Genomic DNA, 26,094 nt, shown 5'->3' on the forward strand with positions numbered 1-26,094 from the left:
AGGACATCAACGGCAAACTTAGTACTTCTGATACCACCTGCCTCCAAATTTGATCTAATCTCGAACACCTTTGTTTCCAAGCCCGTAGAAACGGGTATTACAAACTTAAAATGTAATGAAACATGAAAAAATCAAGACAAAAAATTTTGCTTGGGTTGCTGTTGATTTCGCTTGTCAGCAATGAGGTATTTGCACAGGGAAATGGCGCTTCGGGCATTCAAGAGGCGACACAGATGGTCACAAGTTACTTTGATCCCGCAACCAAACTGATCTATGCGATCGGTGCGGTGGTTGGACTCATTGGAGGGGTTAAAGTGTACAACAAATTCAGTTCGGGCGACCCTGACACCTCAAAGACAGCGGCGAGCTGGTTTGGGGCATGTATATTCCTGATCGTCGCGGCAACTATCTTACGATCATTTTTCCTTTAGGCTAACCCTATTAATTTTTTTCAATTATGGCAAAAAATAAGATGGTGACGCCGCTGACATACTATGGAGGGAAACAGCAGCTGGCAAAGATCATTATTCCGCTCATACCAGCACATTACACCTATGTAGAGCCGTTTGTTGGTGGAGGCGCGATATTCTGGTCTAAACCTAAGTCGGAGGTTGAAGTGATCAACGATTGCAACCGTGAGCTGATCAACTTCTATGAAATTGTCCAAAATCAGTTTGTTGAGCTTGAAAAAATGATCCGAATTACACTGCACAGCAGGTCGCTTCACAGCGATGCGCTGGTGATCTATAACAATCCTCATCTCTTTGATAGGTTACAACGTGCCTGGGCAGTATGGGTGTTATGCAATCAGTCTTTTAGTGCAAAGATTGGGGATTCATGGGGATACGATGTCCGTGAACAGACCTCTTCCAGAAGAATGAGCAATAAACGCACCTCATTTTCCGAGCAATATGCGATACGTCTGCAAAATGTTCAGATCGAAAACACTGATGCCATTAGGATCATCAATTCAAGAGATCACGAAAAGGCATTTCACTATTGTGATCCGCCCTATTTCAATAGCGATTGCGGTCATTACGACGGCTATAGCAAACAAGATTTTGAATCTCTGCTATTATGCCTTTCCCGCACAAAAGGCAAATTTCTTTTGAGCAGTTATCCAAGTGATATCCTGAACAAATTTAGCCGGGATCTTGAATGGCATACGCTAAAAATGCAGAAAGATGTGCTGGTAGATAAACATTCTGGAAAAGTGCCCAAGAAAAAGATTGAAGTACTGACTGCCAACTTTGACCTTGCCGTCGTGCAGGGGACACTAAATTTTAAATCCTAAAAACATGAAAACCTTTAATATCAATAAGGGGATCGGCTGCACTGTTGAATTTAAAGGATTGAAAGCGCAGTATCTCTTCGGATTTGCCGGAGGATTATTATTGGTGCTGATCCTTGTCATGGTGCTTTACATGGCCAACGTAAATATGTACCTCTGCCTTACAGTGGGCAGCATCTGCGCATCGCTGATCGTTTGGAAAACTTTCAGCCTGAACAACAAGTACGGTGAACATGGTCTGATGAAGCTAGGTGCGAAGAGAAAACACCCACAATTTATCATCAGCCGTAAACCAGTGCAATCTTTCCTTAATCATCCAGCAGCGAAAGGTGAGCAAAATCAAAATTTTAACGCTAAATCTTAAACGCTATCATGAGAAATATCTCTAAAACTACAACTTTAGAAAGCCGTTTCCCCCTTCTTGCAATCGAGAATAATTGCATCATATCGAAGGAAGGAGATCTTACTGTGTGCTTCCGTGTAAGGCTACCTGAAATTTTCACGGTAGGCACGGATGTGTATGAATCCATTCATTCTTCTTGGTGTAAAGCGATCAAAACTTTACCTGATTATAGTATCCTGCACAAGCAGGACTGGTACCTCAAAGAGCAATATCAACCAGATCTAGAAAAAAATGAACACAGTTTTTTGTCACGCTCCTTCCAGCTCCATTTTAATGAACGTCCCTTTTTAAACCATTATTGCTACGTTTTCCTGACAAAAACGACAAAGTCACGGATGCAGTCGCAGAGCAATTTCAGTAGTTTGTGCAAGGGTAATCTTGTGCCTAAGGAAATACGGGATAAGGAAGGAATGAGACGTTTTCTGGAATCGGTCAGCCAGTTTCAGCGGATTATTAATGACAGCGGTCATGTAAAAATGGATCAGATCGGTGAAGGCGAAATTTTGGGGGCTGATGGGCAGACAGGAATTTTGGAACAGTATTTTACGCTGTCCCGCGAGAATAATCCTGTTTTGCAGGATATAGCATTAGGAGCAGAAGAACTTAGGATCGGTAGCAAAAAGACGGTACTCCATACCTTATCAAATACTGATGACCTTCCCGGAACCGTATCTGACTGTAGCCGTTATGACAGGCTTTCCACAGATCGAAGTGATTGTATGCTGTCCTTTGCAAGCCCTGTTGGACTGATGCTGAACTGTGACCATATCTATAATCAGTATTTGTTTATTGATAACAGTTCAGAAAACCTAAAGAAATTTGAGAAGTCTGCCAGGAATATGCACTCTCTGGCACGCTATAGCAGGGCAAACCAGATAAACAAAGAATGGATCGATCGTTATCTTAATGAAGCACATTCTCACGGTTCACCCTCGATTAGGGCACATTATAATGTATTTGCATGGAGTGAAGACCGCGAGGAACTTCGAAACCTGAAAAATGATGTCGGAAGTGCGCTAGCTCTCATGGAATGTAAGCCCCGACATAATACGGTTGATGCGGCCACTTTATTTTGGGCGGGTATTCCTGGCAATGCAGGTGATTTCCCCGCCGAAGAATCCTTTTATACCTTCATCGAACCAGCGTTATGTTTTTTTACGCAAGAGACAAATTATCAGGATTCGCTGTCGCCATTTGGGATTAAGCTTGCAGATAGGCTGACAGGGAAACCAGTACACGTAGACCTCAGTGATTTGCCGATGAAAAAGGGGATTATCACTAATAGAAACCGTTTCATTCTAGGGCCATCTGGGGGTTGGCGGGTTATTCTTAATTGAATAGCCCGCCAGCCCACCCAAAAAATGGAAGTGGAAAATCATTCTTCACCAATCATATGGTGAGACAGTATTATGAGCAAGGAACTCATGTACTATTAGTAGATACGGGTAATTCATATCAGGGATTATGCGAGCTCATAAAAGGTAAGACAAAAGGAAAAGATGGCGTGTATTTCACATATACGGAAGAAAATCCGATTTCATTCAATCCCTTCTTCACGGACGATAATGTGTTTGATATTGAGAAAAGGGAGAGCATCAAGACTTTGATCCTCACCTTATGGAAGCGAGACGATGAAGCCCCAAAACGAAGTGAAGAAGTAGCCTTGTCGAACGCTGTTTCCGGATATATCGAACGGATCAAAAATAATAGCGAAACGCCTTGCTTCAATGGATTCTATGAATACGTCAAAATTGATTATAAAAAGGTGCTACAAGCGAAAGAGGTGAGGGAAAAAGATTTTGATCTGGCTAACTTTTTAAATGTGCTGGAACCATATTACAAAGGTGGAGAATATGACTATTTACTTAATTCCGATAAGGAGCTTGATCTTTTGAACAAACGATTTATCGTATTTGAAATTGATGCGATAAAGGACCATAAAATACTGTTTCCGGTGGTAACGATTATCATCATGGAGGTATTTATCAATAAGATGCGCCGGTTAAAAGGTATCCGTAAGATTATTTTGATAGAAGAGGCGTGGAAGGCCATAGCGAAAGAAGGAATGGCAGAGTACATAAAGTATCTTTTTAAGACGGTAAGAAAGTTTTTCGGTGAAGCAATTGTAGTCACACAAGAGGTGGACGATATTATACAGTCTCCGATTGTAAAGGAAACTATCATCAATAATAGTGACTGCAAGATTTTACTCGACCAGCGGAAATACGCCAACAAATTTGACGACATCCAAAAAATGCTCGGACTGACTGAACGGGAGAAATCACAGATACTTTCGATCAATCAGGACAATGATCCAAAGCGCAAATATAAGGAAGTATGGATCGGACTTGGAGGAACGCATTCGGCGGTCTACGCGACAGAAGTGAGCGAGCAGGAGTATCTGGCATACACCACGGAGGAATCGGAGAAAATGGAAGTGATGGATCTAGCCCACGAAATGGGCGGCGATGTGGAAGCAGCCATCAAAAAGATTTCGCTTCGGAAAATTAAAGGGCTTTCGGCCACAGACAATGCAAAAAATTAAATAATCCTAAAAATAAAAAAATGAAAAATTTATTAATGACAGTGCTGATGGCATTATCACTTGTCATCACACAAAAGGCAAATGCGCAATGGGTAGTTACTGATCCAACCAACCTGGCTTCGGGGATTTTGAACTCCGCCAATGAAATAGTACAAACCTCAAGTACAGTAAGCAATGTGGTCAAGAACTTCAATGAAGTTAAGAAAGTTTATGAACAGGGAAAAGAGTACTACGACAAGCTGAAGGCAGTCAATAACCTGGTTAAAGATGCAAGAAAAGTTCAGCAGACCGTTTTACTGGTCGGGGACGTAAGCAACTTATACGTCAACAATTTTGGAAAAATGCTGAATGATAAGAATTTTTCTACTGCCGAGCTGGTAGCGATAGGAAACGGTTATTCCGCGTTGCTTAACGAGAGTACTGAATTGCTGAAAGAACTTAAGCAGATTGTTAGTTCGAGCAGCTTATCACTGAATGATAAGGAGCGTATGGAGATTATTGACCGAGTGTATAAAGAGGTTAAAGAATACCATAGCCTTGTAAGATATTACACCAATAAAAATATCTCTGTGAGCATCCTACGAGCTAAAAAGCAGAATGACACGAAACGCGTCATGGACTTATATGGCACAGCTAATCAAAAATATTGGTAACAAATTCTCACAGTTATGGAATTTAACAACTTACATGAGATCCTAAGAGGCCTCTATGATGAAATGATGCCCCTTTCTGAAACGATGGCTGTTGTAGCAAAAGGCGTGGCGGGTCTGGGCGCACTGTTCTATGTGGCGTTAAAGGTTTGGCAGGCATTAAGTAGGGCAGAGCCAATTGATGTTTTTCCACTGTTAAGACCATTTGCGATAGGCATGTGCATTATGTTTTTCCCTACAATCGTACTAGGGACAATTAACGGAGTACTAAGTCCAATTGTTAAGGGAACTCATTCAATGTTGGAAGGACAGGTACTTGATCTCAATACCTTGCAAAAGCAAAAAGATGTACTGGAAAAGGAAGCGATGCTACGCAATCCTGCAACAGCTTATTTGGTATCAGACGAGGAGTTTGACAAAAAGCTTGATGATCTGGGATGGTCATTTGATGATATCGCAACGATGGTCAGTATGTATAGGGATCAGGCAGTCTACAATATCAAGCAGGAAATCAAAAAGGAATTAAGGGAAATCCTAGAACTGCTTTTTCAGGCTGCGGCTCTGGTGGTTGATACGATACGGACTTTCTTTTTAATCGTTCTTTCGATACTGGGGCCGATTGCATTTGCCATATCTGTCTGGGATGGATTTCAGAGCACTCTTACCCAGTGGCTCAGCAGATACATAAGTGTTTATCTGTGGCTTCCTGTGGCCGATCTTTTCAGTGCCATGCTTGCGAAAATAAACGCGATGAGTGTACAGCGGGATATAGAACTATTAAGTGATCCCTCATTTGTTCCAGATCCCGAGAATAGTGTTTACCTGATTTTTATGATCATAGGAATTGTTGGATACTTTACCATTCCAACTGTTACCAGTTGGATTATTCAGGCTGGCGGTGCGGGAAACTTTACCCGTAACGTAAGTCAGGCGGCTATGCGCACAGGAAATGTTGGTGCTGCTGCGGCTGGGGCAGCAGTGGGAAATATTGGAGGTCAGCTGCTGGATAATAAAAGTAATGGACAAGGACAAAAAAGCAATTGATTATGGAATTCAGAACGCTAAGAAACATTGAAAATAGTTTCAAACAGATTCGGCTTTACGCAATTGTCTTTGCAGTATTGTGCCTGAGTATCACAGCATTTGCGGTTTGGAAATCGTATTCCTTTGCATCGGTACAACGGGAGAAAATATATGTTCTTGATCAAGGAAAATCGCTGATGCTGGCGCTGTCACAAGATGCAAGCATAAATCGCCCCGTTGAGGCACGTGAGCATGTCAGGAGGTTCCATGAGCTTTTTTTTACGCTAGCACCAGATAAAGCTGCGATTGAAAGCAATATGAAACGGGCATTCGATCTGGCGGATAAAAGTGCTTTTGATTATTACCGTGACCTATCTGAAAAGGGGTATTATAACAGGATCATTTCCGGGAACATTCAGCAAAGAGTTGAAGTGGACAGTGTGGTCTGTGATTTTAATACTTATCCTTATTCTGTGACCACTTACGCCAAGCAGTTTATCATCCGGTCCAGTAATCTCACACGAAGGAGCCTTATTACATCATGCAATCTCCTCAACAGTGTCCGGTCAGACAGCAATCCACAGGGCTTCCAGATTTTAAAGTTTTCAGTCCTTTCCAATAAGGATAAGGAAGTGATAGAGCGGTAGAGAAAATTAGTTCTCTCCATAAATGGGGAGGTGTTATGGTTCAAAATTTAGAAAATGAAAAATATTAGAACAACAATTGATAATGAGCTTGAGAAGCTCGATCTGAGATGGCGGAATTTACCCGTGCGCAAACAGATCAGATATGTACTTTATTTATTCGCATTCTACCTGCTTATGGGCGTAGGAGTACTGGTCAAGGTATTTTATGATCTGGTAAAAGGGGATAAAATAGATATAAGCCATATCGAGGTGCCCGCAGTAATTCATAATGAATCTTCTTTGAAAGATTCTGCTAGAAATCCTAAAACTATACACAATGAAAGAGAAAGAGAATAAGAGGATCAGCTTAATTGTGGATGAAGATTCTACAGAAAATTCGCAAAGCAGTTCCTCAAAAAATGATAAGCTTAAAAAGCCCATCATCTTTGGCCTGATGGCCATCGTTTTCATCGCCTGTCTTTACTTAATATTTAAGCCTAAAAATAGTGGTGAGGAAAATAAAGACAGAGGGTTAAAAAATGCTGTGCCCGAGGCCACGGATAAAGGACTGCAGGCCGATAAACAAAAAGCATATGAAAAAGAGATGGTTGAGGAAAGGGAAGCGGCAAAGCGTAATTCACTGATGTCTTTGTCAGATTATTGGAGTGGTGCAGACACATCGGTTAACGTTGAAGCTCCAGTTTCGAAGGTTATAGCAGGAAACTCTGGGGGATATGGGATCGGCAGTGGACACAATAGTTCCTTGAGCAGTTATCAGAATGCTCAGCAAACTCTGGGCTCTTTTTACAGGGATGATGACCGTGAGAAATTGGCGCTGCGCAAACAGGTAGATGAACTCAAAGATAGGCTTTCAGAAAAAGATGTACCGCAGGCACCTACCTATAAGGATCAGCTCGCATTAATGGAAAAATCATACGAAATGGCTTCGCGCTATCTTCCGTCAGCAAATGCGGGCCCCGTAAGCCCTACGGTCAATGTTAGTCAGAATATGGATTCAACTACAGTTAAAACAACTGCTTTACCAGGCAAAAAAGGGAAAACCGAAAGTTTGAAGGCAGACAAAAAGAGTGTGGTCTCAGCCCTCTATCGGGAAGAGGACGCATCGGAGATTTTAAATGGAACCACAGAGCGTAACATGGGGTTTATAACGCCCGGACAGGTTGCCCAAAGCGATATTGTCAGCAACAGTATACATGCAATGGTGATGGAAACAAAAACAATATCAGGCGATGGATCACTAAAGTTGAGGCTATCCGAAAATGCAACCATCGGTGGACATCATGTTCCCAAAGGAACAGAACTCGTTGCAGATACCAAATTTCAGGGAAACAGGTTGCAGCTAAAGATTAGCGCAGTTGAAGTATCTGGAAATATAATTCCGGTTGAAATCCTTGTTTACGGCACGGACGGTCAGCTCGGTTTACTTGTCCCACGAACAGATGAGATCAATGCCGCAGGAGAAATCGCGGCTAACATGAGCCAGAGTTCAGGAATGAATATTTCGATGTCACGTTCTGCGGGCCAGCAGGTTGTCGGTGATATGAGTCGGGGCCTGATACAGGGAGTTTCTGGCTTTTTTTCTAAGAAGCTGAGAGCTGTTAAGGTAACGGTGAGAGCTGGGCATCCGGTACTGCTTTTGACAAAAAAGTAATATAACAACAATAATAATCATATTATGATATCAATCAAAAATATACTTATGATCCTACTTTTTGTGGGGCTGTTCATCAAGACCTTTGGACAACAGTCGCTTGAAGCGGGAAGAGTCGAACCTTATAGGCTCGAAGTTACCTATAATAAAACCTGCCACCTTATTTTTCCGGTAGCGATCAGGTACACAGACCTGGGATCGAATTATCTGATTGCGGAAAAGGCTGAGGATGCACAGAACGTCCTGCGTATAAAGGCAGCAGTTAAGGATTTTGCGGAGGAAAGCAACTTTACTGTAATTACGGAGGATGGCCAATTTTATAGCTTTAATGTTATTTATAATGCTGATCCATATACGCTGAGCTACGATTTAAAGAAAATGAAAAATGATGCTGACCGTGAGGAAGGAAGAAACGTTCAGTTTGAGGAGCTAGGTTTTAATCCACCATCTTTAACAGAAGTTGCGCTAAAAACCATATATCAGCAGAATAAAAGATATGTGCGACATATCGCGTCCAGATCGTATGGAATTCAGTCGGTTCTTAAAGGTATCTATGTCCATAACGGTAAGCTTTACTTCCATGTGGAAGTTAAAAATAGATCAAACGTACCTTTTGTCGTGGACTTTTGTACCTACAAAATAGAGGATAAGCGGATTGCAAAAAGAACGGTTTCTCAGGAAAAACAATTAGTTCCTTTAAGGCAGTATCCAGGTCTTGATGTAATCTCAGATAATTCGATCGCTGGCAATGTGATACTTCTTGATCAGTTTACAATCACCGATGAGCAGGTACTCCGGATTGAAATTTTTGAAAGGAATGGAGCAAGAAACCAGGTGCTGGAGGTTGAGAATTCGGACTTGGTTGCCGCTAAGCCCGTATCTGAGATGAATATCAAGGTTAGTCAATAAACAAAGAATCATGAAACAGTATATCATCTTTTTAGTACTAGCCATTATGAGCAGTCCATTGTGTGCGCAGCGCATGGTGTATAAACAGAAATCGTTGGAAATGAATACAGGGCTTCTAAATACTGATAAAGTCGGCAAAAATTTCTATATCAATCTGACATTGAACAGTTTTGCAAAGCACGGAAACTACTGGATCTGGGGGCTTGAATATCAAAAGAAAGCTGTAGACTATAAAAATTGGGAAATCCCTTTAGAAAACTACTTTGGAGAGGTTGGCTATAGTATAAAGCTTCTTTCCGATTCAAAAAAGTTTATAATCTTAAACGGGGCCTTAACGGGTATCGCTGGCTACGAATCTGTGAATAGGGGAGATAGTATCCTTTTTGACGGCGGAGTTCTGAAAAACCAAAATGGATTTGTTTTTGGTACTGGAGGAAGGTTGTCGTTGGAGACCTATATTTCAGACCGGGTCGTTTTTATGGTGCAAAGTCGGATCAGAATCTTATGGGGGACCGATCTAGAGAAATTTAGACCATCAACGGGTATCGGTTTACGTTTTAATTTTTGAAAATCAGAGAATTATGAAAAATATATTTAATACTATGAAAATGTCGATAGGATCGGTTTTTTTAGGCTTTATTGCAATTCTGGGAATTGCATTACTTTCCGGCTGTGAGAAAGAGGTTTTGGATGTGCAGGAGGTTTTTCCTTTTGAAGTGAAGGTGATGCCTGTTCCAAAGGAGATCGGGATTGGTGAAAGTGTGGAAATACGGTTTTCCATAATTTCCTCTGGAAACTTCACAGGTAATACGTACAGGCTAAGATATTTTCAAAATGATGGCCAAGGTAGTTTAAATTATGCGGGATATAAACCTTATTTGCCAAACGATTTGTATCCATTGGCGGAAAAAGAATTTCGTCTGTATTATACATCAGAATCTTTAGTTTCACAACAATTTGACGTCTGGATAGTTGATAGTTTTGGTAATGAAAAGCAAATTTCTTTTCAATTCAATAACAAAAAGCTAGGTCCGATCATTATTGGGCCAGTTAGATAATTTGTTTTCATAAATTTTGTGATATTTGTAAAGCAGAAACCATACACTACCAGAGTGGAAGCATGCTTGTTAGGACAGCCAATAGGCTGTCCTTTCTTGTTACAATTAATAGTTTGGCCATTAAGTTCGGGGCAAATTAAATGTGATTTGTACATTATTATTTCATTATTAGGGTAAAAAGATTAAATTGACCATACGATAGACCATAAATTACACTATACGGAAACTTATTTTATTGCTGACGCTGACATCCTCAAAGTATTCAAGGACCAAAATGAGGATTTTGAAAGAATCGTCAGTAAAGGCAAGCGTTCTCAAAATACCTACAATAAATACAAGACCGTTTTCAATCATCTATGTGAATTCATCCGTGAAAGGTATCACAGAGATGATTTGGCCTTTAGGGAACTTACATCTGATTTTATCCGGGAGTTCGACTTTTTTCTGCGTATAGACAAGGAATGCACGCACAATACAGTTTGGGATTATACAATGCCGGTAATTGCTCTAGCAGATCTGGCTATTAAAAAAGGGCTGATACGTCAAAATCCTTTTGAGGATTATGAAATCAGTATGCAGGAAACCGATCGTAGCTATCTTCTAAAAGAGGATGTAGAGAAGTTAATGCGTTTAAAGCCGTCGAAACCTAAATATGAATTCGTAAAAGACCTCTTCATTTTCAGTTGTTTTACGGGGCTATCCTATATAGATATCCAAAAGTTAAAATGGAGCAACATACAGTCATTCTTTGATGGTCATCAATGGATCATTAGCAGAAGAAAAAAATCGGATGTAGCTTCCAACGTCCGGTTATTGGAAATACCCAAACGTATCATTGAAAAATATAGGGGATTTACCCGTAACGATCACGTATTTCCTGTACCCTCGAACGCAACATGCAATAACCACGTAAAGAAATTAATAGAAGAAGTAGAAATCATTACCGAACAGAAGATAACCTTCCATACTGCACGTCACACATTCGCTACTATGTTTTTAACAGAGGGTGTACCACTTGAAAGTCTTAGCAAAATGATGGGGCATAAAAACATTTCCACCACACAGATTTATGCCAAGATTACCAGTCAAAAAATCAGTAAGGATATGGATATGGTGTCAGATAAATTCAAAGCAATGGAAAGCGCCTTTTTGGAAGTGATATAGATTTCACAAAAACAAAGCAGGTTTATATAGGTCCTGCTTTTGCTTTTTTATTTTCTTTTTTAAGTCAGAGAAGCAATTGATTTTCTCGCTTTCTGATAACATTCGCATGATTTCTCCTGAAAATTTTCATATTCATCTACTTTCCAAGTAAGATAGAATCTTTATCCCACTTGATTCTCTGTCCGTATTTATAAAGTTCATTATAGATATTAAAAAACTTAGCCTCTTCTTTTTCTGTGAGGGATGTATTTGAGAACATAATTACAGCCACTTTTTTATCTAGATCTGAAAGCATAAATGTCCTAACACCCGGGTCGCTGCCATTATGCCCAATTCGTTTTCCGCCCATCTTTGTAGCCCAAAATATACCTGAATTAAGGTCTTTGGGGTCGATGTTTTCCGGCTTGTTCTTTTCATTAAATTGAAAGGCCAACATCTGCCCGACAGTTTCTTCTTTCAGGATTCTAATATTTCTATACTTTCCATTATTCAGCAGAGCTATAAAAAACTTGCACAGATCATCTACTGAGGTGTGTACACCACCATCAGGATAGGTCGTCAACCCATATAGCTCGATGTTCTTGACACCAACATCATCTTTCACATATAGCTTCGCATGTTTTTTGAGGTTGATGTCTGATAAAAACCAGCCTGTATGATTCATTTTTAATGGCTTGAATATGTAACGTTTACTGTATTCGTTCAATTTCTGTCCGGTGCGCTGTTCCACAATAAAGCCAGCGAGTGCCGTACCTATATTTGAATATTCGCGGAAAGTACCCGCCTTATGATCCAGAAAATTCTCTTTTGAATAATACTTGCCCCCTGCCACGAAATAATTCCTAAGAAAATCGCCCAAAGACTCCGGGGAGTCTTTCCCATTAATGTAAAGACTATCCGTATAAAACGGATACCGATCTGTTAAGCCCGAAGTATGGGTTGCAAGGTGACGCAGTGTTACACGATCCTGCGGAAAATATGGATTCACGATCTTAAATGGCAGATACCTGTTGATATCTTCATCAAGTGAAACCTTGCCTTGTTCTACAGCTTTCATCAGGCAAGCCCCCGTCACTGTTTTAGTAATGGAAGCAATGTTCATTATCGTCGAAGTAGTAAAAGGTTTATTGTTTTCTCTATCGGCAAAACCAAACCCTTTTTTCCAGACAACTTGCTTGTCTACAATGATTGCAGCGCTCAGGCCAACGATACCGCTCTCAGTAATCTTTTGGTGAAGGATACTATCGATCTGAAAGGAAACATTCACGTCCTTATTTTGTGCAAATAGGTTATTTGCCCAGATCAAAATACATACAACTACTGTTACTAATTTTAATTGCATTGTTAATTACTTCTAATATTACGAATCATGTTATTTTGGATTTGATATTTTAATCACCATATCGTTGATTGCGTTTTCAATAGCTTTTGGCTGTTCCTGATTGATATAATGACCACTGTTCGGTACTAAAATTTGTTTGCTGTCTGTTGACAGTAACAAAAAATCTTTTTGCATTTTATTCCAGGCATTTATCATTTCCATTTTTAATTTTTTTTCTTTTATAACAGAATTATAGCGCTTGACATCTCCTGCTGTCAATATAACAAGAGGAATAGTGCCAAAAGATTTTATTTTAGATGCCTCTATTTTTATCGAGCCCATCTGATCCTGCTCCTCTAACACAGCATCGGCACTTTTATAAAGCAGAGCGGGCATTATTGAAATTTGATATTCATATTCTTTACCGCTGGGAAACATTCCTTTGAACATCAATCTGGCAAGTCCGAAAGTATTCGCAAATTTTAGAAAACCACTTGGCAGTCCCTGATTTGCCATTTTGAAAAGTTCCGGCGAAAGATATTTTTCATCATCAGGGCATTGGCTGTCCACAAATATTACAACTCCAACAACTTTAGGATATTTGTCGACGAAAAACCGGACAAGCGTTCCGCCAAATGAATGCCCAACTAGAATATAAGGTTTAGGCAATCCCGCTTTTTCCAGCAAAAGATGTAATTCTTCCGCCATTTTTACTCCCGACTTTGGATTTTTTCCTCTTTCACTCCACAAAATTCCTGCCCTGTCATAGGAAATACTTGTATAAGAAACTGGTAATTCTTTTTGGATATTGTACCACTGTAGGTGTCCTGCCGGGTCAAATGCGGTTTCAAAAACAACGGTAGGTGCGCCGTTTCCTTTTTTGTGATAATGCAGGCGATGATTTTCAACCACTGCAAAGTTTCCGTCGGGATTAATCTTTTCGGCATCATGTCGGGATTTCCTTTCGAAGATAAATCCTGCAATGAGTAACAATATCACAAAGGAGATTAATGCCAAAGCTATTCGTTTTGCCCATTTAAGAATTCTTTTCATTGTTTTTATATTAAGACATTTTGGTTTGGGTTTTTATTACATCAGTGTATTTTCTAGGGTATCTTTTTTATTTTTTCCATCCAACTTTTTTTCGCCATATAATATATTCAGCATTTTGATTTTCAATGAATTCAATACTTTCGATGGGCAGGATACTGTCAATCTTTTCTTGCGTAAGTTCTGGCAGGTGATTTTTTTTTCTTAGCCCGTTGATTTCGTTTTTATTGATAACCGGATAAATTGTGCCATCAGAATTAAGCTGAGTTCCAAATTTCTGTGGTTTCCCTTGAAAAAACTGAATCCTGTCAAATAAAAATGCAAGATGCTTCAAATTAACATCAGCCGAATTTTCCAGCATTAGTTTGTAAGAACTTTTCATAAATTCGGGCTCTGCTATCGAATGTTGAACAATAAGCCAGGCAGCATCACTTGCCTTTTCCCCAACTGTTGAGATGGTTGGAAAACCAATTTCCTTAATTATTTCTTTTAGACGTTGGGCATTTTCTTTATGCACTTTTTCCATTTCAGGATTATATCCGTCAGAAAGTTTATTTATGGCCAATAACTTTTCCCTCATCAGCAAATCATTTTCTGCCAGTTGTACCAATTCTTCAGAGAATTTATCTTTCATACTTTTAATTTTCTTACCTATTGTTTTTCCTGCTTTCATAAAAAATCAGCAATCTCTCAAGAAAAAATAACACTCATGATTTTCCATTTGCCTTCCGCTTTTATAAGATACCAATATTCATTTCCCCAATCCTTAATTTTCTTTCCTTCCCAGAATAAATAATCAAAAGTAATACTGCCAATAGCATCATGTACAATCTTAATATGTTCAAATTTTTCTTCCTTACTTCTTTTTCCTAGTATATAATTGAGGAATTTTTGGTATTCGCAGGATTTTTTGCCAGTCATTTTTGTTAGATCCTGTTTTTTAGAACACCAATCCATTTACGGGATTTTCATGGAACAGACTATAAAAGGTTGCTGAATCTTTTTTGATGATACTTTCTTTAAACTGTTGAACAACTTTTCCAATTTCGGCTTTTTCGCTTACAAAATTTTGAGCCATTGTAAAATTGGATAGCAGACTAAAAATGAAAACATGAATTATTCCCATAGGCAGATATCTATTGTTTTAATGTTTTTAAGGTCAATTCGGCAATGTCCCTTACCACTTGGGTTGGCGAATTACAGTCACAATTGCTAAAACCTACTACGTAAATATCTTCACCTGGTATGTAAACAGCCATCGTCTTAAATCCGAATATACTTCCGCCATGCTCACGTGTTGATACTTTATCAATGTCCTTGATGTGCCATCCGTAACCGTAGGTAAAATAATCGCCGTTGTTTAGTTTATACTTGCTGAAAGCTTTTTTCGTTTCAATGCTATCAAGGAGAAGATTTTGGTTCAGTGCGTTTTGCCATTTAAGCATATCGGACAAAGTCGACATTAGCGACCCGGATGAAAATGGAACGCTGAAACTGATTACTGTTTTATTGACATAACCATATTCCTTCTTTATCCATAAGCTCTATTTTTGATAACTTTCCGGTCACTGGCATAACAGGACTGGGACATTCCGGCTTTGTCGAAAATATGTATACGAATATAATCTTCATATTTTTCGCCGGAAACAAGTTCAATCAGATAGCCCAGCAAAACATACCCTGAGTTGTTATAATCAAACTTTTCACCCGGTGCAAAATCAACAGGCTCATTCTTAAAGAAATCAACCATCATTTTGGGTGTCATTTCTTTCTGCGCAATGTCTGATAAAGATTTCATCTTTGTAAAATCCCTGATCCCCGAAGTATGGGTTAACAAATGGTGTATTTTATTTTATCTGCATTCGGGTAATCCGGAATATATTTCGAAATACGGTCTCCAACGTTGAGTTTGCCCTGCTGTTCCAACATCAATATGGCCACCGCGGTAAACTGCTTGGTCATGGAGCCGAGCTCGAATACATTATCTACCGACATATCATCACCAAGTTCCAGATTTGCCTTTCCAAATGCCTTCTGATAAACAGGCTTTCCTTGATGTGCGTTCATGAATACACCACCGGGAACGTTTTTATCATTAAAATCTCTTGAGATTAAACTATCGACTGCTTTTTCAATACTTTGAGCCTTAATGGCAAATGGGCTTAAGGCAAATATCCATAAGAGTAATGATACACTAAAATTCTTCATTTTTGACTAAGTTGTTTATGTTATAAGACGCAGTAAGAATACGATGGGTTACAGAATATAATGTTATAATGATAATTTTTGACCTTTTCTGACCGCAGAATCCTATTTTATCCTTATATCACAGGCCAGACCGGAAAGCGGTTATTTCTTAAATCCATAGATTTTAATATTGCTGATCAGCACTTTTGCACCATTCTCATAGGTCCATGGAGCGGTAAAATAAAAGTTCTTGGCAACGGACGGATTAAAGAAGACCGCGTCCTGCAGTTTTTTTCCGTCCAGATATACAGCTATCCGCTGCCCGTCTACCGCTAAAGCTACATGTAGCGGACGGTTTAGGTAAGCAGAAAGGTCAAAAGTGGTATTGATGAATTTTTTAGGGCTGCTATTGCCAAAATTTACCTGGTCACCATCATAATAATGGAGTTCTACATAAGCGCCTGCATTGCTGGTGTATTCCCCTGCGCTGTTGTCTGTGGCAAAACCAAATGACATCGGCGAAATATCCTTTATCTTCTCACCTGTTGTGAGCACATCAAATTCTACGGTAAACTGCCTAGGGTATATTATTGCTTTAGAGAATTTATAAGTCGTTTTATTCTGTAAGGACAGCCACTTCCCGCTATTCCCCTGAACCGTTTCCACATTAACTGTGCCTTTAAACCTGCTTTGTGCTCCGTTTTTCGTACCTGAGAAATCTTCGGAAAAGATCAGCGAATCTCCTGTTATAAAGTTTCCAGTATCTTTTATATGATAACCTGTTTTTTTCGCACCACCTTTTTTTTCAATAATTTCCCCGCCTTTTTCCTTTGCCTTTTTTAACAATCCATCGAGTTGTGCGTGGGCTTTTATGCCGGAAAATAACATTAAAAATACAATCAGGCGAATTGGTGTTTGATATGTTTTCATAATATTTTCGTTTGGTAGATTACTTCCTTAATAAAAATTAAACTCAGTTGAGTTTTATCTTAACAATTTCCCCATCCTGGTTAACCTCTACAAATGCTTCAATCCTGTCCTCATGGTCAACTGAATAACTCTTTTGCTGATAGTAGTCTGTCTGTCCGCCATAATTGTTATACCCTGATCCGGTATATTCATTATAGGTCCCATTATGTGTATAGCCCAGAAAACCTTGCAGGAAATATTTGCCAGGCTTCATATCGGGAAACGTAAATTCCCCATCACTATTGGTAATTGCTTCCAGCCTGTACCTGTAGGCATCTTTGGAAAGATAGACATAACGTCTTTTCCTCAGGTTTTCTTTTTCCTTTCTCAAAGCATACCACGACTCCAGATATGGTGTTACGGGGAATAATGTAACCTTTATCTGATTGGCATATATGCGTTGCCCCACCTTGAGTCCCCATTTACTTTTCGCTTTGGTAAAAGCTATTCCTTTGATGGTGGAGGTGCCTTTGGTAAGTTGTTGTTTCGCCTGCAATGAATCAAAAGGGATCTGCGGATAAATCGCTTCAATTTTATCCTTTTTCTCTGGCTCCTTATATTGTGCCTTTGCAGGGATTACTGCGTAAAGGACTATCAGGAGCAACAATGCTGATTTGTTTAAGTGCATATTATTTATGGATTTATTATGGTCTGATAAGGAAGATTGAATGAACCATCAGTAATACTGATAGCTGTACCGGCCATGTTACGTACGGTACCCGAAAATGTACCTTTAATACCCTGCTTACCTATTGATTCTATCTTGAGGGTAAAAACGTCATTTGCGAAGGATGTATTATAAAGTAATGTCCCATCGGATGTCTGTACCGCATAACGAGCGATCATTTTTTCCTCTATTGGGGTAGAATACGTGCCTTCCGTGATATTACTTCCAAGCTTCCAGATCTCGAAATCCAATGAAGGTGGGATAGGCTGTCCAGAAGCCGGATAAGAAGTTTCATACCCCCCCACCACAATGTGTTCCCATCGATTGTCATTCCCACCGCCCTGAAAATTAACAGTGTGGAAATCTACCTTTCTTCCATCAATGGCAGCCCTGAAGTAATAATCCGTAGAAACATCATTACCGCCATCCTCATCTTTAGAGCAAGCGGAAAAGGCCAGTAAGATAACTACAGTAAACAAACATGTCCATAGTTTTTTGGATCTTACCATATTTTTCATCTTTATTTCTCTCATACTTTAATATTTTCCAAATGGTACTTCAAAGCTAAGGCAACCATCTGCTTTTTGAAATACCCTGTTTTGATGCTTTTTTTCTACTGGTTTTTCAGTATTTTTTATCAGGTTTTCATTGGGTGTTAAAATTGCATTAATTAAAAGCGGATATTTACAGGTAGATAAACCCGGTAATCAACTGGATAATAGTATTTCTAAAATGAGAAAGATATTAGTATTTGTACTCGCTGTACTGGGATCATTTGAAATACATGCACAGCAGCAAATTCCCCTTAACGAAAAACACTATCTGGATAGTTTGCAAAATATCCTCCGTCGAAACATGGCGGATAGTTCCAAGGCAGATGCCAGTTTCCTGCTTGTGGAATACTGGAAGATGAAAGATACCCTCAAAAGTAGATCCTATCTGGCCGCTGGGAAAAAATATGCACAAAAAAATCCCTATTATACTGCCCTTGGACATTTTTACGAAGGGCAGTATTATTTCAGTTGGGATCACCTAAAAGCGTCCATTGCTTTTAAGCAAGCGGAAGAGGCACTTGCCCGTTTTCAGACGAAGAAAGCCTATGCCAAGCGAGCAGCTGCATGGTATAATTATGCCCTTATGAACATAGATAAAAAAGGTTATGATTACATTACAAAAATTACCCTTGACAAAGCAATTCCAAATGCCGAAAAAACTGGAGACCCCAAAGTGGTCGCCTATTATTATACGCAGCTTTCTACCATTTTCATGAATAACTATCAGTTGCAAAAGGCGGCGTTATATAGTCAAAAAGCAATTGAATTATTGGAAAAAGAAAGTCCTAGTTCTTCAGATCTTCTGTTTGCCTATCTCAGTGCCGTAAGTATCTATTGCTACGATCATAAGATCGAATTGGCCAGTCCGTTATTGGAAAAAGCATATAAAATGTTGCAGCCTTTTCCCGAATCGTTGAATAACACTTTATATTACTATAACGAGGCCCTTTACTATACCATTACAAAGCAATATGCCAATGCACTTACCAGTATTAATCGGGGTATCTCACTGGCTAAAAAATATAATCAGAAACAACTTTACCAGCAATTTTTCTTTCGAAGGTATGATATTTATTCGGAGCAAAAGGAATTTGCAAAAGCCCGTGGAATCTTGCTTAATATAGTTAATGAAGGCACACTTATTGCGAACATTAACGACAAGGCAACAATATACTTGGAGATTGCCAAAACAAGTGAGCGCTTAAAAGATTATAAAGCAGCGTATACCTGGCTCAACAAATATCGCAATGTAAATGATAGTATCAACAATAGCCAAACGACGTTAAAGATTAATGAACTCGAAACCAAATACAGGGTGGCACAGAATCAGCAGAAAATTGCTTCCCTTCAGGCACAGAACAGGCAGGCTTTGTTGACATCCAAAAACGAAAGGCTATATAACTGGGTTCTGGGACTTGGTTGTCTATTTCTCTTAGCTACACTCGCACTCGTTCTTCTTAATACCCGCAACAGAAGAAAACTGCTGGAACAAAAAGAAATAAACTATAAACAACAGCTTTTGGAACTGGAGCAAAAGCAGCAGCTTAAAGTCACTAAAGCAATGCTTGATGGTGAAGAACTGGAAAGGGAAAGGGTTGCAAGGGATCTTCATGACGGTCTTGGCGGAATGTTGGCCGGTGTGAAAATAGGGCTTTCTGGTTGGTCAAACACTAATCCGGTAGTTTCCGGCGATAAAGATCTGAGCCGTATCATAAATCAGTTGGATGCCTCCGTGAGTGAACTGCGCCGGATTGCAAGAAATATGGTACCTGAAACCCTAATAAAGTTTGGTCTGGAAACTGCACTGAAAGACCTTTGCGAATTCCATATGCAGGAAAGCCTCAACATTAACTATGAAGCTTTTAATATTGAAGGGGACATTCCACTCAATGTACAGCTCAATATCTATCGCATTGTTCAGGAATTGCTTTCCAATGCCATTAAACACGCGAAGGCAAAAAATATATTAGTACAGTGCAGTCAGAATGCGGATACTATCTTTATTACTTTTGAAGATGATGGTATTGGTTTTGATCTCAATTTACTGGATCAAAATAAAGGGATGGGATTGGAAAATTTAAAAAACCGTATCGCATATTTACAGGGAAAACTTGAAATATTATCTTCTGTAAACGATGGTACGACCATAAATATCGAACTTAATACCGCTCTGGATGGATAAATTACATACCGTGATAGTAGACGATCATCCAATAGTGATCGCTGGCCTGAAAACATTCCTTCAGAATGAAGCCAATTTAGATATAGTAACCGAATTTTACGCCGGAAATGATCTTATTTCATACATAAAAATAAATCCTACGGATTTGATCCTGCTTGATATAACCCTGCCCGATATAAATGGAATGGATCTTTGTTTATTGATAAAAAAAATATCGGTACAGACAATCATACTCATTCTGAGCAACCATACAGAAAGAAGTATAATCATGCAGACCATCCAAAACGGAGCTAGCGGCTATCTATTAAAAAACAGTTCCCTCGAAGAATTAAGACATTGCATAGCCCAGGCAATGAAAGGAAACATCTGCTACAGCAGAGAAGTTATAGAGATCATGAGCCGCCCTACAAAAAATCAGTTAAGAATTACCCCTCAGCTGACCAAACGCGAAAAACAGATATTGGGTCTTCTTGCTCAGGGAAAGACCAGCATGATTATTGGGGAGGAACTCTTTCTAAGCCCGCTCACTGTGGATACGCATCGCAGGAACTTGCTCCAAAAATTTGAGGTCAAAAATGTTGCGGAACTAATTATGATAGCTACTCAACAACAGGTTTTGTAGGCCTGTTTTATTTTTTGCATTAATCTTTATTTTTAGAAACTAATTTCTTACCCGAGGAATAGCAGGAAAAACTATTTGTTTCAAATGCAGTCAAATATGATTAGCATTAAGTATATGGGTGATTTGATGTTAGAAAACGTAATATAACAAATGGATTTGGTATCACATAGATTTGCAGGAATGAAAGCTGCGTTTATTGAAATGGAAGATGAGATTCCAGTTTGATTTTTACAATTTTTATACATTATAAGCAGGATTCGATCCTGCTTTTTTTGTTTTAGGAAACCAAGGTAATCTTAATGAAATTCTTTTTTAAATTTACTTATAACAATCCTGTAATCCTTAAAACACATTTATTCCTCCGGAATACACCCCACGCCATAAAAGAGCTTTAACAGGATATCCTAATAAACCATACAAAAAATTCCGCCTTCTGTTCCTAAACTACATTTTCTAGTATCGTTTAAGTGGTTAATCAGGCCACCATACTTTAAAACTGTTACCAAATTTTTAAACTTAGCTATCTCCAATTTAGCTACAAATTTTGCGATCATAAATGACAACTTCCCCCAAGTTGTACCCAACTGGGGGAAGATTTTTAATTTTCAAATGACTTAAATACCATCAATTATAGGCTTTTATAAATACCCGACAAAAGGATAAAATATTGTTCTTAGAGGAATGAGGCTGATAAATTTAAAAAAGAATATATAAAAAAACAATCTTATGAAAAGCTGTATATAATCAGTATGTAGACTATTAATACGATTCTCTTAGTTCAAATTTCTGAATTCATTTGGGGTTATTCCCACTTTTTGCTTAAAAAGGCGGGTAAAATGCTGTTGATATTTAAAACCAAGTTCATCGGCGATCTCATTGATGGATTTATTCGGTTCAAATATTCTTTCTTTGGCTTCTTCGATCAGTTTTGCTTGTATATAGTCCAGCGCTGTATTGCCTGTTTCCTTTTTGATAAGGTCACCAAAATAATTCGCCGAAAGGTGCAATTGTTCTGCACAATAAGTTACAGTAGGCAAACCCAGTTCCTTTGATTTTCCGGACCTGAAATAATCATAAAGCAGATTTTCAAACCTTCCCAATATATCCGTGTTAACATTGACCCTGGTGATAAACTGCCTGTCATAAAAACGCATGCAGTAGTTTAAGAAAAGTTCAATGTTGGAAACGATAAGTGTTTTGCTATGTCTGTCTATGTTCAGATCAATCTCGTTTTCTATTTTATCAAAACAATCATTGATGGTAACTCTTTCTTTTTTGGAAAGGTGTAAGGCTTCATTAACATCATAGGAGAAAAACGTGTAGTCCTTGATCTTTTTTCCCAGCGAAGTACCAACGATCATATCAGGATGAAATACCAAAGCCCTTCCTGACGGTTTAATGACCTTACCGCTACTATCGATTCCATATACCTGGCCTGGCGCTATGAAAACAAGAGTACCATCTTCATAATCATACGGTTGGCATCCGTATCGCATGTCGCCACATTTTATATTTTTCAGGAAAACACAATACAACCCCATATATCTACGGAACTGAATATAAGTAGGTATTTCATCGAAATTTACAATACTGACCAAAGGGTGTTTTGTTTCAACCCCCATCTCGTCATTATACTGTTTTACCGTATCGATTTTTCGAACTTCTTCCATAATATTCTTTTTTTTCTTTCTGTACAAATTTAGAAAACCTTTCTTTTAGATGTATGTTTTTGGAGCCAAATCCGTAAAACTGGTAAATACATCTGTATTCTGTATAAATAAGTTGAAATGTTTTATACTGAACTTTGTAGAAGTTAATTATCGATAGTTGGACTCAAAAAATTATTTTATGGAAAACTTATCAAATAAAAGCCTTGCCGATAATACAAACGAACGGAGGGATTTCATTAAGAAAGGATTATTGCTTGCTTCAGGTGCACTCATCGCTCCCGATATTTTATTTGCCAGTCAAAACCGAAAAAATAGTGATATAAATCCACAAAAGCCATTCGCAGGTGGAACACAGAATAATATCTATATGGAAAAACGTAAGCTTGGAACACTGGAAGTATCTGCCATTGGGCTGGGATGCCTGCCGATGGTAGGCTATTACGGTAATGGTGTAAGGGATAAAAAGACGATGATCGAACATATCCGAACGGCTTATGACAAAGGTGTTACACTCTTTGATACAGCTGAGGTTTACGGACCTTATATATGTGAGGAATATGTCGGAGAAGCAGTTAAATCCTTCCGGAAGAATATTGTGATAGAAACAAAATTTGGTTTTGGTGTGGAAGAAAAGCAACCTACAGCACTTAATAGTCGGCCGGATCATATCCGAAGAGCGGTAGAAGGTTCCCTGAAGCGCCTTCAGACGGATTACATTGACCTCTTGTACCAACACCGAGTAGACCCGAATGTACCAATGGAAGATGTGGCAGGAACAGTGAAAGATCTGATACAGGAAGGAAAGGTCAGACACTTCGGACTATCCGAAGCCAGTGCAAAATCCATCCGCAAAGCCCACGCCGTGCAGCCTGTTTCAGCTGTGCAGAGTGAATATGCGATTTGGTGGAGAGAACCAGAAACAAAAATATTCCCCACTTTAGAAGAATTAGGTATTGGCTTTGTGCCTTATTGCCCTTTGGGCAGAGGCTTTCTTACGGGAGCTATAAACCCATTTCAAAGGTTTACGAAACCGGACAGGCTTTCGACATTGCCTCGATTTGAGCCTGAAGGATTAAGAGCCAATATGCCATTGGTGGACTATATCCGCCAATGGGCAGAGCGAAAAAATGCGAGTATGGCACAGATCGCACTCGCCTGGACAACCTCCCAAAAACCATGGATAGTCCCTATTCCGGGAACAACACAATACCATCACCTTATTGAGAACATAGGAGCGGCAGCAGTGCGTTTTGATCCGGCAGAGCTGCAGGAATTCAATGCAGGTTTGGACAAGATCAAATTAACCGGAAGCCGTGCAGATACTTTTACCGAAAGTCAGGTAGATCATTAAAGGAAAGATTTGCAAAAAACACAAAAGGAAAAAACGATAAAAAAACCGATGAAGGTAATTACAGTTGCAGTAACGTTACTATTGAATTGCCTTATGTCTATTGGTGGAAATCACAAGGAAGAAATCCCCATCTGCTTTACACCAACAAATAACAGAGGAAATATGGATATGAGGATCACCGTCAACGGCAAGGTTGCCAAAGCGGTATTATATGACAATGAGGCCAGTAGGGATTTTGCAGCCTTGCTGCCAATGACACTTGTTCTGGAAGATTATAATAACACAGAAAAGATTGTTGAGATCTCCAAAAAATTGTCCATCGATGGAGCTCCGTCTGGGTTTGATCCCGACATCGGCGACCTTACCTATTATGAGCCTTGGGGAAACCTTGCGTTGTTCTATAAAGACTTCGGATATTCCAACGGGCTGGTATCCCTTGGTAAAGTTACCGAAGGGCTGGCACTTTTCAAAAACAAAGGGAAACTCAAGGTAACATTTGAATTGGACTAAAATTTTAAATATGAAACATACAGTTATAACATACGGATTAGTTGTAGCGGTGTCGGCTTTGACACTGGGTTGCAGCAATCCCAAAAACAAGATAAATATGGCAACAGAAAATAACAGTTCCATTTTCCCTTTGGGAAATAAGGTAGATTCCAAAAACTTCGTAGGTAACGCCTACCTCCAGCTCTTAACGGAAAGGGAAAAAAACAGCGATTACGTTATCGGAAGTGTCACATTTGAACCCGGTGCCAGAAACAACTGGCACAGCCATCCAAAAGGTCAGATATTGTTGGTTACAGAGGGAGAAGGATTGTATCAGGAAAGAGGCAAGCCGGCCCGACGCATTAAAAAAGGCGATGTGGTAAACATCCCGGAAAACACGGAACACTGGCACGGAGCCACCGCCGACAGCAAGATGGTACATATTGCCATTACCAACTATCAGGGGGATACAAATGGAATATGGCTTGAACCGGTGAGCGAGGAAGATTACAAACAGGCAAACAAACTTTAAACGTATAGAAAATGAGCAGATTCAACATCAAACAATTGATTTTACTCTTTTTGTTCGCAATAAATATAAATACAATGGAAGCACAGGAAAACAAAACCACAAAAGAGGCATTGAACACGCACCAACAGACTTTGGCTACCATCGCCGCCCTTACCGCAACGGGTGACCAGGAAGCACTTAAACCCGCACTCAACAAAGGACTGGATGCAGGACTGGCAATTAACGAAATCAAAGAAGCATTGGTACAATTGTATGCTTACTGTGGATTTCCCCGCAGCCTTAATGCTGTTGGCACATTTAAAACCGTACTGGAGGAAAGAGCTGCAAAAGGTATCAAGGATAAAGAGGGTAAACCCATTGTAGTAGAAAATATAGTTCCGGACAAGTACGAGCAAGGCCGCAAGGTTCTTGAAGAATTAACGAAAACTCCCCAGGCTAAACCTGCACCTGGTTTGGGTGAATTTGCACCACGTGCCGACGCTTTTCTCAAAGAACATTTGTTTGCAGATATTTTTGCCAGCGATGTACTGAACTTCCGACAAAGAGAGTTTGTGACCATATCGGCACTCGCTGCAATGCCGGGCGTAGAACCCCAATTGAAAGCCCACATTTTTATGGGTAAAAATACAGGTGTAACCGATGCGCAACTGGCAGAACTTACCGAAATCATTGAAAAAACCGCGGGCAGGACACAGGCCAATGTTTTAAGAGCGGCCATTGGGCAACCTGAACGTCCCATCATAGCACCTGATATGATGGTCAGGATCGCCGAGATAGAGATTGTACCTGAATATCTGGAACAATACAATGCTATTCTTAAAGACCAGTCATCCCAATCACTAAAAATAGAACCTGGTGTAATCTCCATCTTTCCAATGTACCAGAAGGATAATCCTACCATATTGAGGTTAATAGAGATTTATGCCAGCAAGAGCGCCTATGAATCCCATATCAAATCAGATCATTTTCAGGAGTACAAGACCAGTACGCTTAAAATGGTCAAGTCACTCAAGCTCGTAGAAATGGGCGCTATAAATCCTGAGACAATGACATTAATTTTTCAAAAATTAAAATAAAGATGCAAGACTTCAGTGAAAAGGACATTTTTGAAAGATTGAAGGATGGGGAAACCATACCTCAGGGCGATTCTCAGGCGTAC

The 26,094-nt window shown here is 39.4% G+C and carries 28 protein-coding genes and 2 pseudogenes; 19 read left to right on the forward strand and 11 right to left on the reverse strand.

Features of this window, described 5'->3' with window-relative positions; genetic code table 11:
• The first annotated feature begins 122 nt into the window (after nt 1-122).
• The 13 genes and pseudogenes from ACHWSC_RS25100 (at nt 123) to ACHWSC_RS25160 (ending at nt 11,341) form a co-directional block, all read left to right on the forward strand.
• Entirely contained in the window at nt 123-431 is a 309-nt protein-coding gene (locus ACHWSC_RS25100; protein ID WP_394678646.1) for a DUF4134 domain-containing protein, read from the forward strand.
• Between the two features lie 26 nt (nt 432-457).
• Complete coding sequence (locus ACHWSC_RS25105; RefSeq protein WP_394678647.1) at nt 458-1,294, forward strand: DNA adenine methylase; 837 nt, start codon at nt 458-460, stop codon at nt 1,292-1,294.
• 4 nt (nt 1,295-1,298) lie between these two features.
• A complete protein-coding gene (locus ACHWSC_RS25110) occupies nt 1,299-1,655 on the forward strand; it encodes a DUF4133 domain-containing protein (protein ID WP_394678648.1) in 357 nt (118 codons plus the stop codon).
• A gap of 8 nt (nt 1,656-1,663) precedes the next feature.
• Nucleotides 1,664-4,239 (forward strand): annotated as a pseudogene (locus ACHWSC_RS25115) (TraG family conjugative transposon ATPase).
• Nucleotides 4,240-4,259: 20 nt separating this feature from the next.
• Nucleotides 4,260-4,892 carry a DUF4141 domain-containing protein gene (locus ACHWSC_RS25120; protein ID WP_330937255.1) on the forward strand — a complete coding sequence of 211 codons (633 nt, stop codon included), beginning with the start codon at nt 4,260-4,262 and terminating at the stop codon, nt 4,890-4,892.
• Between the two features lie 15 nt (nt 4,893-4,907).
• Entirely contained in the window at nt 4,908-5,933 is a 1,026-nt protein-coding gene (gene traJ, locus ACHWSC_RS25125) for a conjugative transposon protein TraJ (protein ID WP_394678649.1), read from the forward strand.
• 2 nt (nt 5,934-5,935) lie between these two features.
• Nucleotides 5,936-6,559: a conjugative transposon protein TraK gene (gene traK / locus ACHWSC_RS25130; protein ID WP_394678650.1), complete on the forward strand. Its 624-nt coding sequence runs from the start codon at nt 5,936-5,938 to the stop codon at nt 6,557-6,559.
• A 54-nt stretch (nt 6,560-6,613) separates the two neighbouring features.
• Nucleotides 6,614-6,895 carry a nitrogen regulatory IIA protein gene (locus ACHWSC_RS25135; protein WP_394678651.1) on the forward strand — a complete coding sequence of 94 codons (282 nt, stop codon included), beginning with the start codon at nt 6,614-6,616 and terminating at the stop codon, nt 6,893-6,895.
• Nucleotides 6,876-8,210 carry a conjugative transposon protein TraM gene (traM, locus tag ACHWSC_RS25140; RefSeq protein ID WP_394678652.1) on the forward strand — a complete coding sequence of 445 codons (1,335 nt, stop codon included), beginning with the start codon at nt 6,876-6,878 and terminating at the stop codon, nt 8,208-8,210. Before ACHWSC_RS25135 ends, traM begins: the two co-directional genes overlap by 20 nt.
• 24 nt (nt 8,211-8,234) lie before the next feature.
• The gene (traN, locus tag ACHWSC_RS25145) at nt 8,235-9,119 is read left to right on the forward strand and encodes a conjugative transposon protein TraN (protein ID WP_394678653.1); all 885 of its coding nucleotides are present in this window, start codon (nt 8,235-8,237) and stop codon (nt 9,117-9,119) included.
• A gap of 10 nt (nt 9,120-9,129) precedes the next feature.
• Nucleotides 9,130-9,687, forward strand: coding sequence for a conjugal transfer protein TraO (locus ACHWSC_RS25150; protein WP_394678654.1), 558 nt, complete (start codon nt 9,130-9,132; stop codon nt 9,685-9,687).
• A 13-nt stretch (nt 9,688-9,700) separates the two neighbouring features.
• Entirely contained in the window at nt 9,701-10,177 is a 477-nt protein-coding gene (locus ACHWSC_RS25155) for a DUF3872 domain-containing protein (protein WP_394678655.1), read from the forward strand.
• A 249-nt stretch (nt 10,178-10,426) separates the two neighbouring features.
• A complete protein-coding gene (locus ACHWSC_RS25160; RefSeq protein ID WP_394678903.1) occupies nt 10,427-11,341 on the forward strand; it encodes a site-specific integrase in 915 nt (304 codons plus the stop codon).
• Between the two features lie 136 nt (nt 11,342-11,477).
• On the opposite strand, the gene ACHWSC_RS25165 is transcribed toward ACHWSC_RS25160, so the two are convergent.
• The 10 genes and pseudogenes from ACHWSC_RS25165 to ACHWSC_RS25210 all read right to left on the reverse strand — a co-directional run bounded on the left by ACHWSC_RS25165 (nt 11,478) and on the right by ACHWSC_RS25210 (nt 18,044).
• On the reverse strand, nt 11,478-12,683 hold the full coding sequence (locus ACHWSC_RS25165) for a serine hydrolase domain-containing protein (protein ID WP_394678656.1): 1,206 nt from the start codon (nt 12,681-12,683) through the stop codon (nt 11,478-11,480).
• Nucleotides 12,684-12,713: 30 nt separating this feature from the next.
• Nucleotides 12,714-13,655: an alpha/beta hydrolase gene (locus ACHWSC_RS25170; RefSeq protein ID WP_394678657.1), complete on the reverse strand. Its 942-nt coding sequence runs from the start codon at nt 13,653-13,655 to the stop codon at nt 12,714-12,716.
• Between the two features lie 127 nt (nt 13,656-13,782).
• Entirely contained in the window at nt 13,783-14,385 is a 603-nt protein-coding gene (locus tag ACHWSC_RS25175) for a DUF6624 domain-containing protein (RefSeq protein WP_394678658.1), read from the reverse strand.
• 17 nt (nt 14,386-14,402) lie between these two features.
• Nucleotides 14,403-14,633 carry a hypothetical protein gene (locus tag ACHWSC_RS25180; RefSeq protein WP_394678659.1) on the reverse strand — a complete coding sequence of 77 codons (231 nt, stop codon included), beginning with the start codon at nt 14,631-14,633 and terminating at the stop codon, nt 14,403-14,405.
• Between the two features lie 19 nt (nt 14,634-14,652).
• Nucleotides 14,653-14,838, reverse strand: coding sequence for a hypothetical protein (locus ACHWSC_RS25185; protein ID WP_394678660.1), 186 nt, complete (start codon nt 14,836-14,838; stop codon nt 14,653-14,655).
• A gap of 10 nt (nt 14,839-14,848) precedes the next feature.
• Nucleotides 14,849-15,175, reverse strand: coding sequence for a serine hydrolase (locus tag ACHWSC_RS25190; protein WP_394678661.1), 327 nt, complete (start codon nt 15,173-15,175; stop codon nt 14,849-14,851).
• A gap of 68 nt (nt 15,176-15,243) precedes the next feature.
• Nucleotides 15,244-15,920: pseudogene (locus ACHWSC_RS25195) on the reverse strand (serine hydrolase domain-containing protein).
• Between the two features lie 141 nt (nt 15,921-16,061).
• Nucleotides 16,062-16,829 (reverse strand): hypothetical protein, encoded by a 768-nt coding sequence (locus ACHWSC_RS25200; RefSeq protein WP_394678662.1) that lies wholly within the window; start codon nt 16,827-16,829, stop codon nt 16,062-16,064.
• A 43-nt stretch (nt 16,830-16,872) separates the two neighbouring features.
• The gene (locus ACHWSC_RS25205) at nt 16,873-17,496 is read right to left on the reverse strand and encodes a carboxypeptidase-like regulatory domain-containing protein (protein ID WP_394678663.1); all 624 of its coding nucleotides are present in this window, start codon (nt 17,494-17,496) and stop codon (nt 16,873-16,875) included.
• 5 nt (nt 17,497-17,501) lie between these two features.
• Entirely contained in the window at nt 17,502-18,044 is a 543-nt protein-coding gene (locus tag ACHWSC_RS25210) for a hypothetical protein (protein WP_394678664.1), read from the reverse strand.
• Between the two features lie 223 nt (nt 18,045-18,267).
• On the opposite strand from ACHWSC_RS25210, the gene ACHWSC_RS25215 reads away from it, so the two are divergent.
• Together ACHWSC_RS25215 and ACHWSC_RS25220 are read left to right on the forward strand one after the other, a co-directional pair.
• A complete protein-coding gene (locus tag ACHWSC_RS25215) occupies nt 18,268-20,271 on the forward strand; it encodes an ATP-binding protein (RefSeq protein ID WP_394678665.1) in 2,004 nt (667 codons plus the stop codon).
• Nucleotides 20,264-20,893, forward strand: coding sequence for a response regulator (locus ACHWSC_RS25220; RefSeq protein ID WP_394678666.1), 630 nt, complete (start codon nt 20,264-20,266; stop codon nt 20,891-20,893). The genes ACHWSC_RS25215 and ACHWSC_RS25220 overlap by 8 nt, the downstream gene beginning before the upstream one ends.
• 773 nt (nt 20,894-21,666) lie before the next feature.
• On the opposite strand, the gene ACHWSC_RS25225 is transcribed toward ACHWSC_RS25220, so the two are convergent.
• Complete coding sequence (locus tag ACHWSC_RS25225; protein WP_394678667.1) at nt 21,667-22,563, reverse strand: helix-turn-helix domain-containing protein; 897 nt, start codon at nt 22,561-22,563, stop codon at nt 21,667-21,669.
• 178 nt (nt 22,564-22,741) lie between these two features.
• Here ACHWSC_RS25225 and ACHWSC_RS25230 point away from each other — a divergent pair, with 178 nt between their 5' ends.
• The 4 genes from ACHWSC_RS25230 to ACHWSC_RS25245 are packed head-to-tail and all read left to right on the forward strand — an operon-like array spanning nt 22,742 to nt 26,011.
• Nucleotides 22,742-23,914 (forward strand): aldo/keto reductase, encoded by a 1,173-nt coding sequence (locus ACHWSC_RS25230; RefSeq protein ID WP_394678668.1) that lies wholly within the window; start codon nt 22,742-22,744, stop codon nt 23,912-23,914.
• Between the two features lie 48 nt (nt 23,915-23,962).
• On the forward strand, nt 23,963-24,424 hold the full coding sequence (locus ACHWSC_RS25235) for a cyclophilin-like fold protein (RefSeq protein WP_394678669.1): 462 nt from the start codon (nt 23,963-23,965) through the stop codon (nt 24,422-24,424).
• A gap of 10 nt (nt 24,425-24,434) precedes the next feature.
• Nucleotides 24,435-24,935 (forward strand): cupin domain-containing protein, encoded by a 501-nt coding sequence (locus ACHWSC_RS25240; RefSeq protein ID WP_394678670.1) that lies wholly within the window; start codon nt 24,435-24,437, stop codon nt 24,933-24,935.
• Between the two features lie 11 nt (nt 24,936-24,946).
• The gene (locus ACHWSC_RS25245) at nt 24,947-26,011 is read left to right on the forward strand and encodes a carboxymuconolactone decarboxylase family protein (protein WP_394678671.1); all 1,065 of its coding nucleotides are present in this window, start codon (nt 24,947-24,949) and stop codon (nt 26,009-26,011) included.
• Nucleotides 26,012-26,094: the final 83 nt, after the last annotated feature.

It is taken from the genome of uncultured Sphingobacterium sp., assembly GCF_964277905.1.
Taxonomy (GTDB): Bacteria; Bacteroidota; Bacteroidia; order Sphingobacteriales; family Sphingobacteriaceae; genus Sphingobacterium; species Sphingobacterium siyangense.

What these genes read in the sequence shown, in the direction of transcription:
- ACHWSC_RS25100 (WP_394678646.1), top strand. Translation starts at nt 123, where the DNA reads ATGAAAAAATCAAGACAAAAAATTTTGCTTGGGTTGCTGTTGATTTCG.
- ACHWSC_RS25105 (WP_394678647.1), top strand. Translation starts at nt 458, where the DNA reads ATGGCAAAAAATAAGATGGTGACGCCGCTGACATACTATGGAGGGAAA.
- ACHWSC_RS25110 (WP_394678648.1), top strand. Translation starts at nt 1,299, where the DNA reads ATGAAAACCTTTAATATCAATAAGGGGATCGGCTGCACTGTTGAATTT.
- ACHWSC_RS25120 (WP_330937255.1), top strand. Translation starts at nt 4,260, where the DNA reads ATGAAAAATTTATTAATGACAGTGCTGATGGCATTATCACTTGTCATC.
- traJ (WP_394678649.1), top strand. Translation starts at nt 4,908, where the DNA reads ATGGAATTTAACAACTTACATGAGATCCTAAGAGGCCTCTATGATGAA.
- traK (WP_394678650.1), top strand. Translation starts at nt 5,936, where the DNA reads ATGGAATTCAGAACGCTAAGAAACATTGAAAATAGTTTCAAACAGATT.
- ACHWSC_RS25135 (WP_394678651.1), top strand. Translation starts at nt 6,614, where the DNA reads ATGAAAAATATTAGAACAACAATTGATAATGAGCTTGAGAAGCTCGAT.
- traM (WP_394678652.1), top strand. Translation starts at nt 6,876, where the DNA reads ATGAAAGAGAAAGAGAATAAGAGGATCAGCTTAATTGTGGATGAAGAT.
- traN (WP_394678653.1), top strand. Translation starts at nt 8,235, where the DNA reads ATGATATCAATCAAAAATATACTTATGATCCTACTTTTTGTGGGGCTG.
- ACHWSC_RS25150 (WP_394678654.1), top strand. Translation starts at nt 9,130, where the DNA reads ATGAAACAGTATATCATCTTTTTAGTACTAGCCATTATGAGCAGTCCA.
- ACHWSC_RS25155 (WP_394678655.1), top strand. Translation starts at nt 9,701, where the DNA reads ATGAAAAATATATTTAATACTATGAAAATGTCGATAGGATCGGTTTTT.
- ACHWSC_RS25165 (WP_394678656.1), bottom strand. Translation starts at nt 12,683, where the DNA reads ATGCAATTAAAATTAGTAACAGTAGTTGTATGTATTTTGATCTGGGCA.
- ACHWSC_RS25175 (WP_394678658.1), bottom strand. Translation starts at nt 14,385, where the DNA reads ATGAAAGCAGGAAAAACAATAGGTAAGAAAATTAAAAGTATGAAAGAT.
- ACHWSC_RS25180 (WP_394678659.1), bottom strand. Translation starts at nt 14,633, where the DNA reads ATGACTGGCAAAAAATCCTGCGAATACCAAAAATTCCTCAATTATATA.
- ACHWSC_RS25185 (WP_394678660.1), bottom strand. Translation starts at nt 14,838, where the DNA reads ATGGGAATAATTCATGTTTTCATTTTTAGTCTGCTATCCAATTTTACA.
- ACHWSC_RS25190 (WP_394678661.1), bottom strand. Translation starts at nt 15,175, where the DNA reads ATGTCGACTTTGTCCGATATGCTTAAATGGCAAAACGCACTGAACCAA.
- ACHWSC_RS25200 (WP_394678662.1), bottom strand. Translation starts at nt 16,829, where the DNA reads ATGAAAACATATCAAACACCAATTCGCCTGATTGTATTTTTAATGTTA.
- ACHWSC_RS25205 (WP_394678663.1), bottom strand. Translation starts at nt 17,496, where the DNA reads ATGCACTTAAACAAATCAGCATTGTTGCTCCTGATAGTCCTTTACGCA.
- ACHWSC_RS25210 (WP_394678664.1), bottom strand. Translation starts at nt 18,044, where the DNA reads ATGGTAAGATCCAAAAAACTATGGACATGTTTGTTTACTGTAGTTATC.
- ACHWSC_RS25215 (WP_394678665.1), top strand. Translation starts at nt 18,268, where the DNA reads ATGAGAAAGATATTAGTATTTGTACTCGCTGTACTGGGATCATTTGAA.
- ACHWSC_RS25220 (WP_394678666.1), top strand. Translation starts at nt 20,264, where the DNA reads ATGGATAAATTACATACCGTGATAGTAGACGATCATCCAATAGTGATC.
- ACHWSC_RS25225 (WP_394678667.1), bottom strand. Translation starts at nt 22,563, where the DNA reads ATGGAAGAAGTTCGAAAAATCGATACGGTAAAACAGTATAATGACGAG.
- ACHWSC_RS25230 (WP_394678668.1), top strand. Translation starts at nt 22,742, where the DNA reads ATGGAAAACTTATCAAATAAAAGCCTTGCCGATAATACAAACGAACGG.
- ACHWSC_RS25235 (WP_394678669.1), top strand. Translation starts at nt 23,963, where the DNA reads ATGAAGGTAATTACAGTTGCAGTAACGTTACTATTGAATTGCCTTATG.
- ACHWSC_RS25240 (WP_394678670.1), top strand. Translation starts at nt 24,435, where the DNA reads ATGAAACATACAGTTATAACATACGGATTAGTTGTAGCGGTGTCGGCT.
- ACHWSC_RS25245 (WP_394678671.1), top strand. Translation starts at nt 24,947, where the DNA reads ATGAGCAGATTCAACATCAAACAATTGATTTTACTCTTTTTGTTCGCA.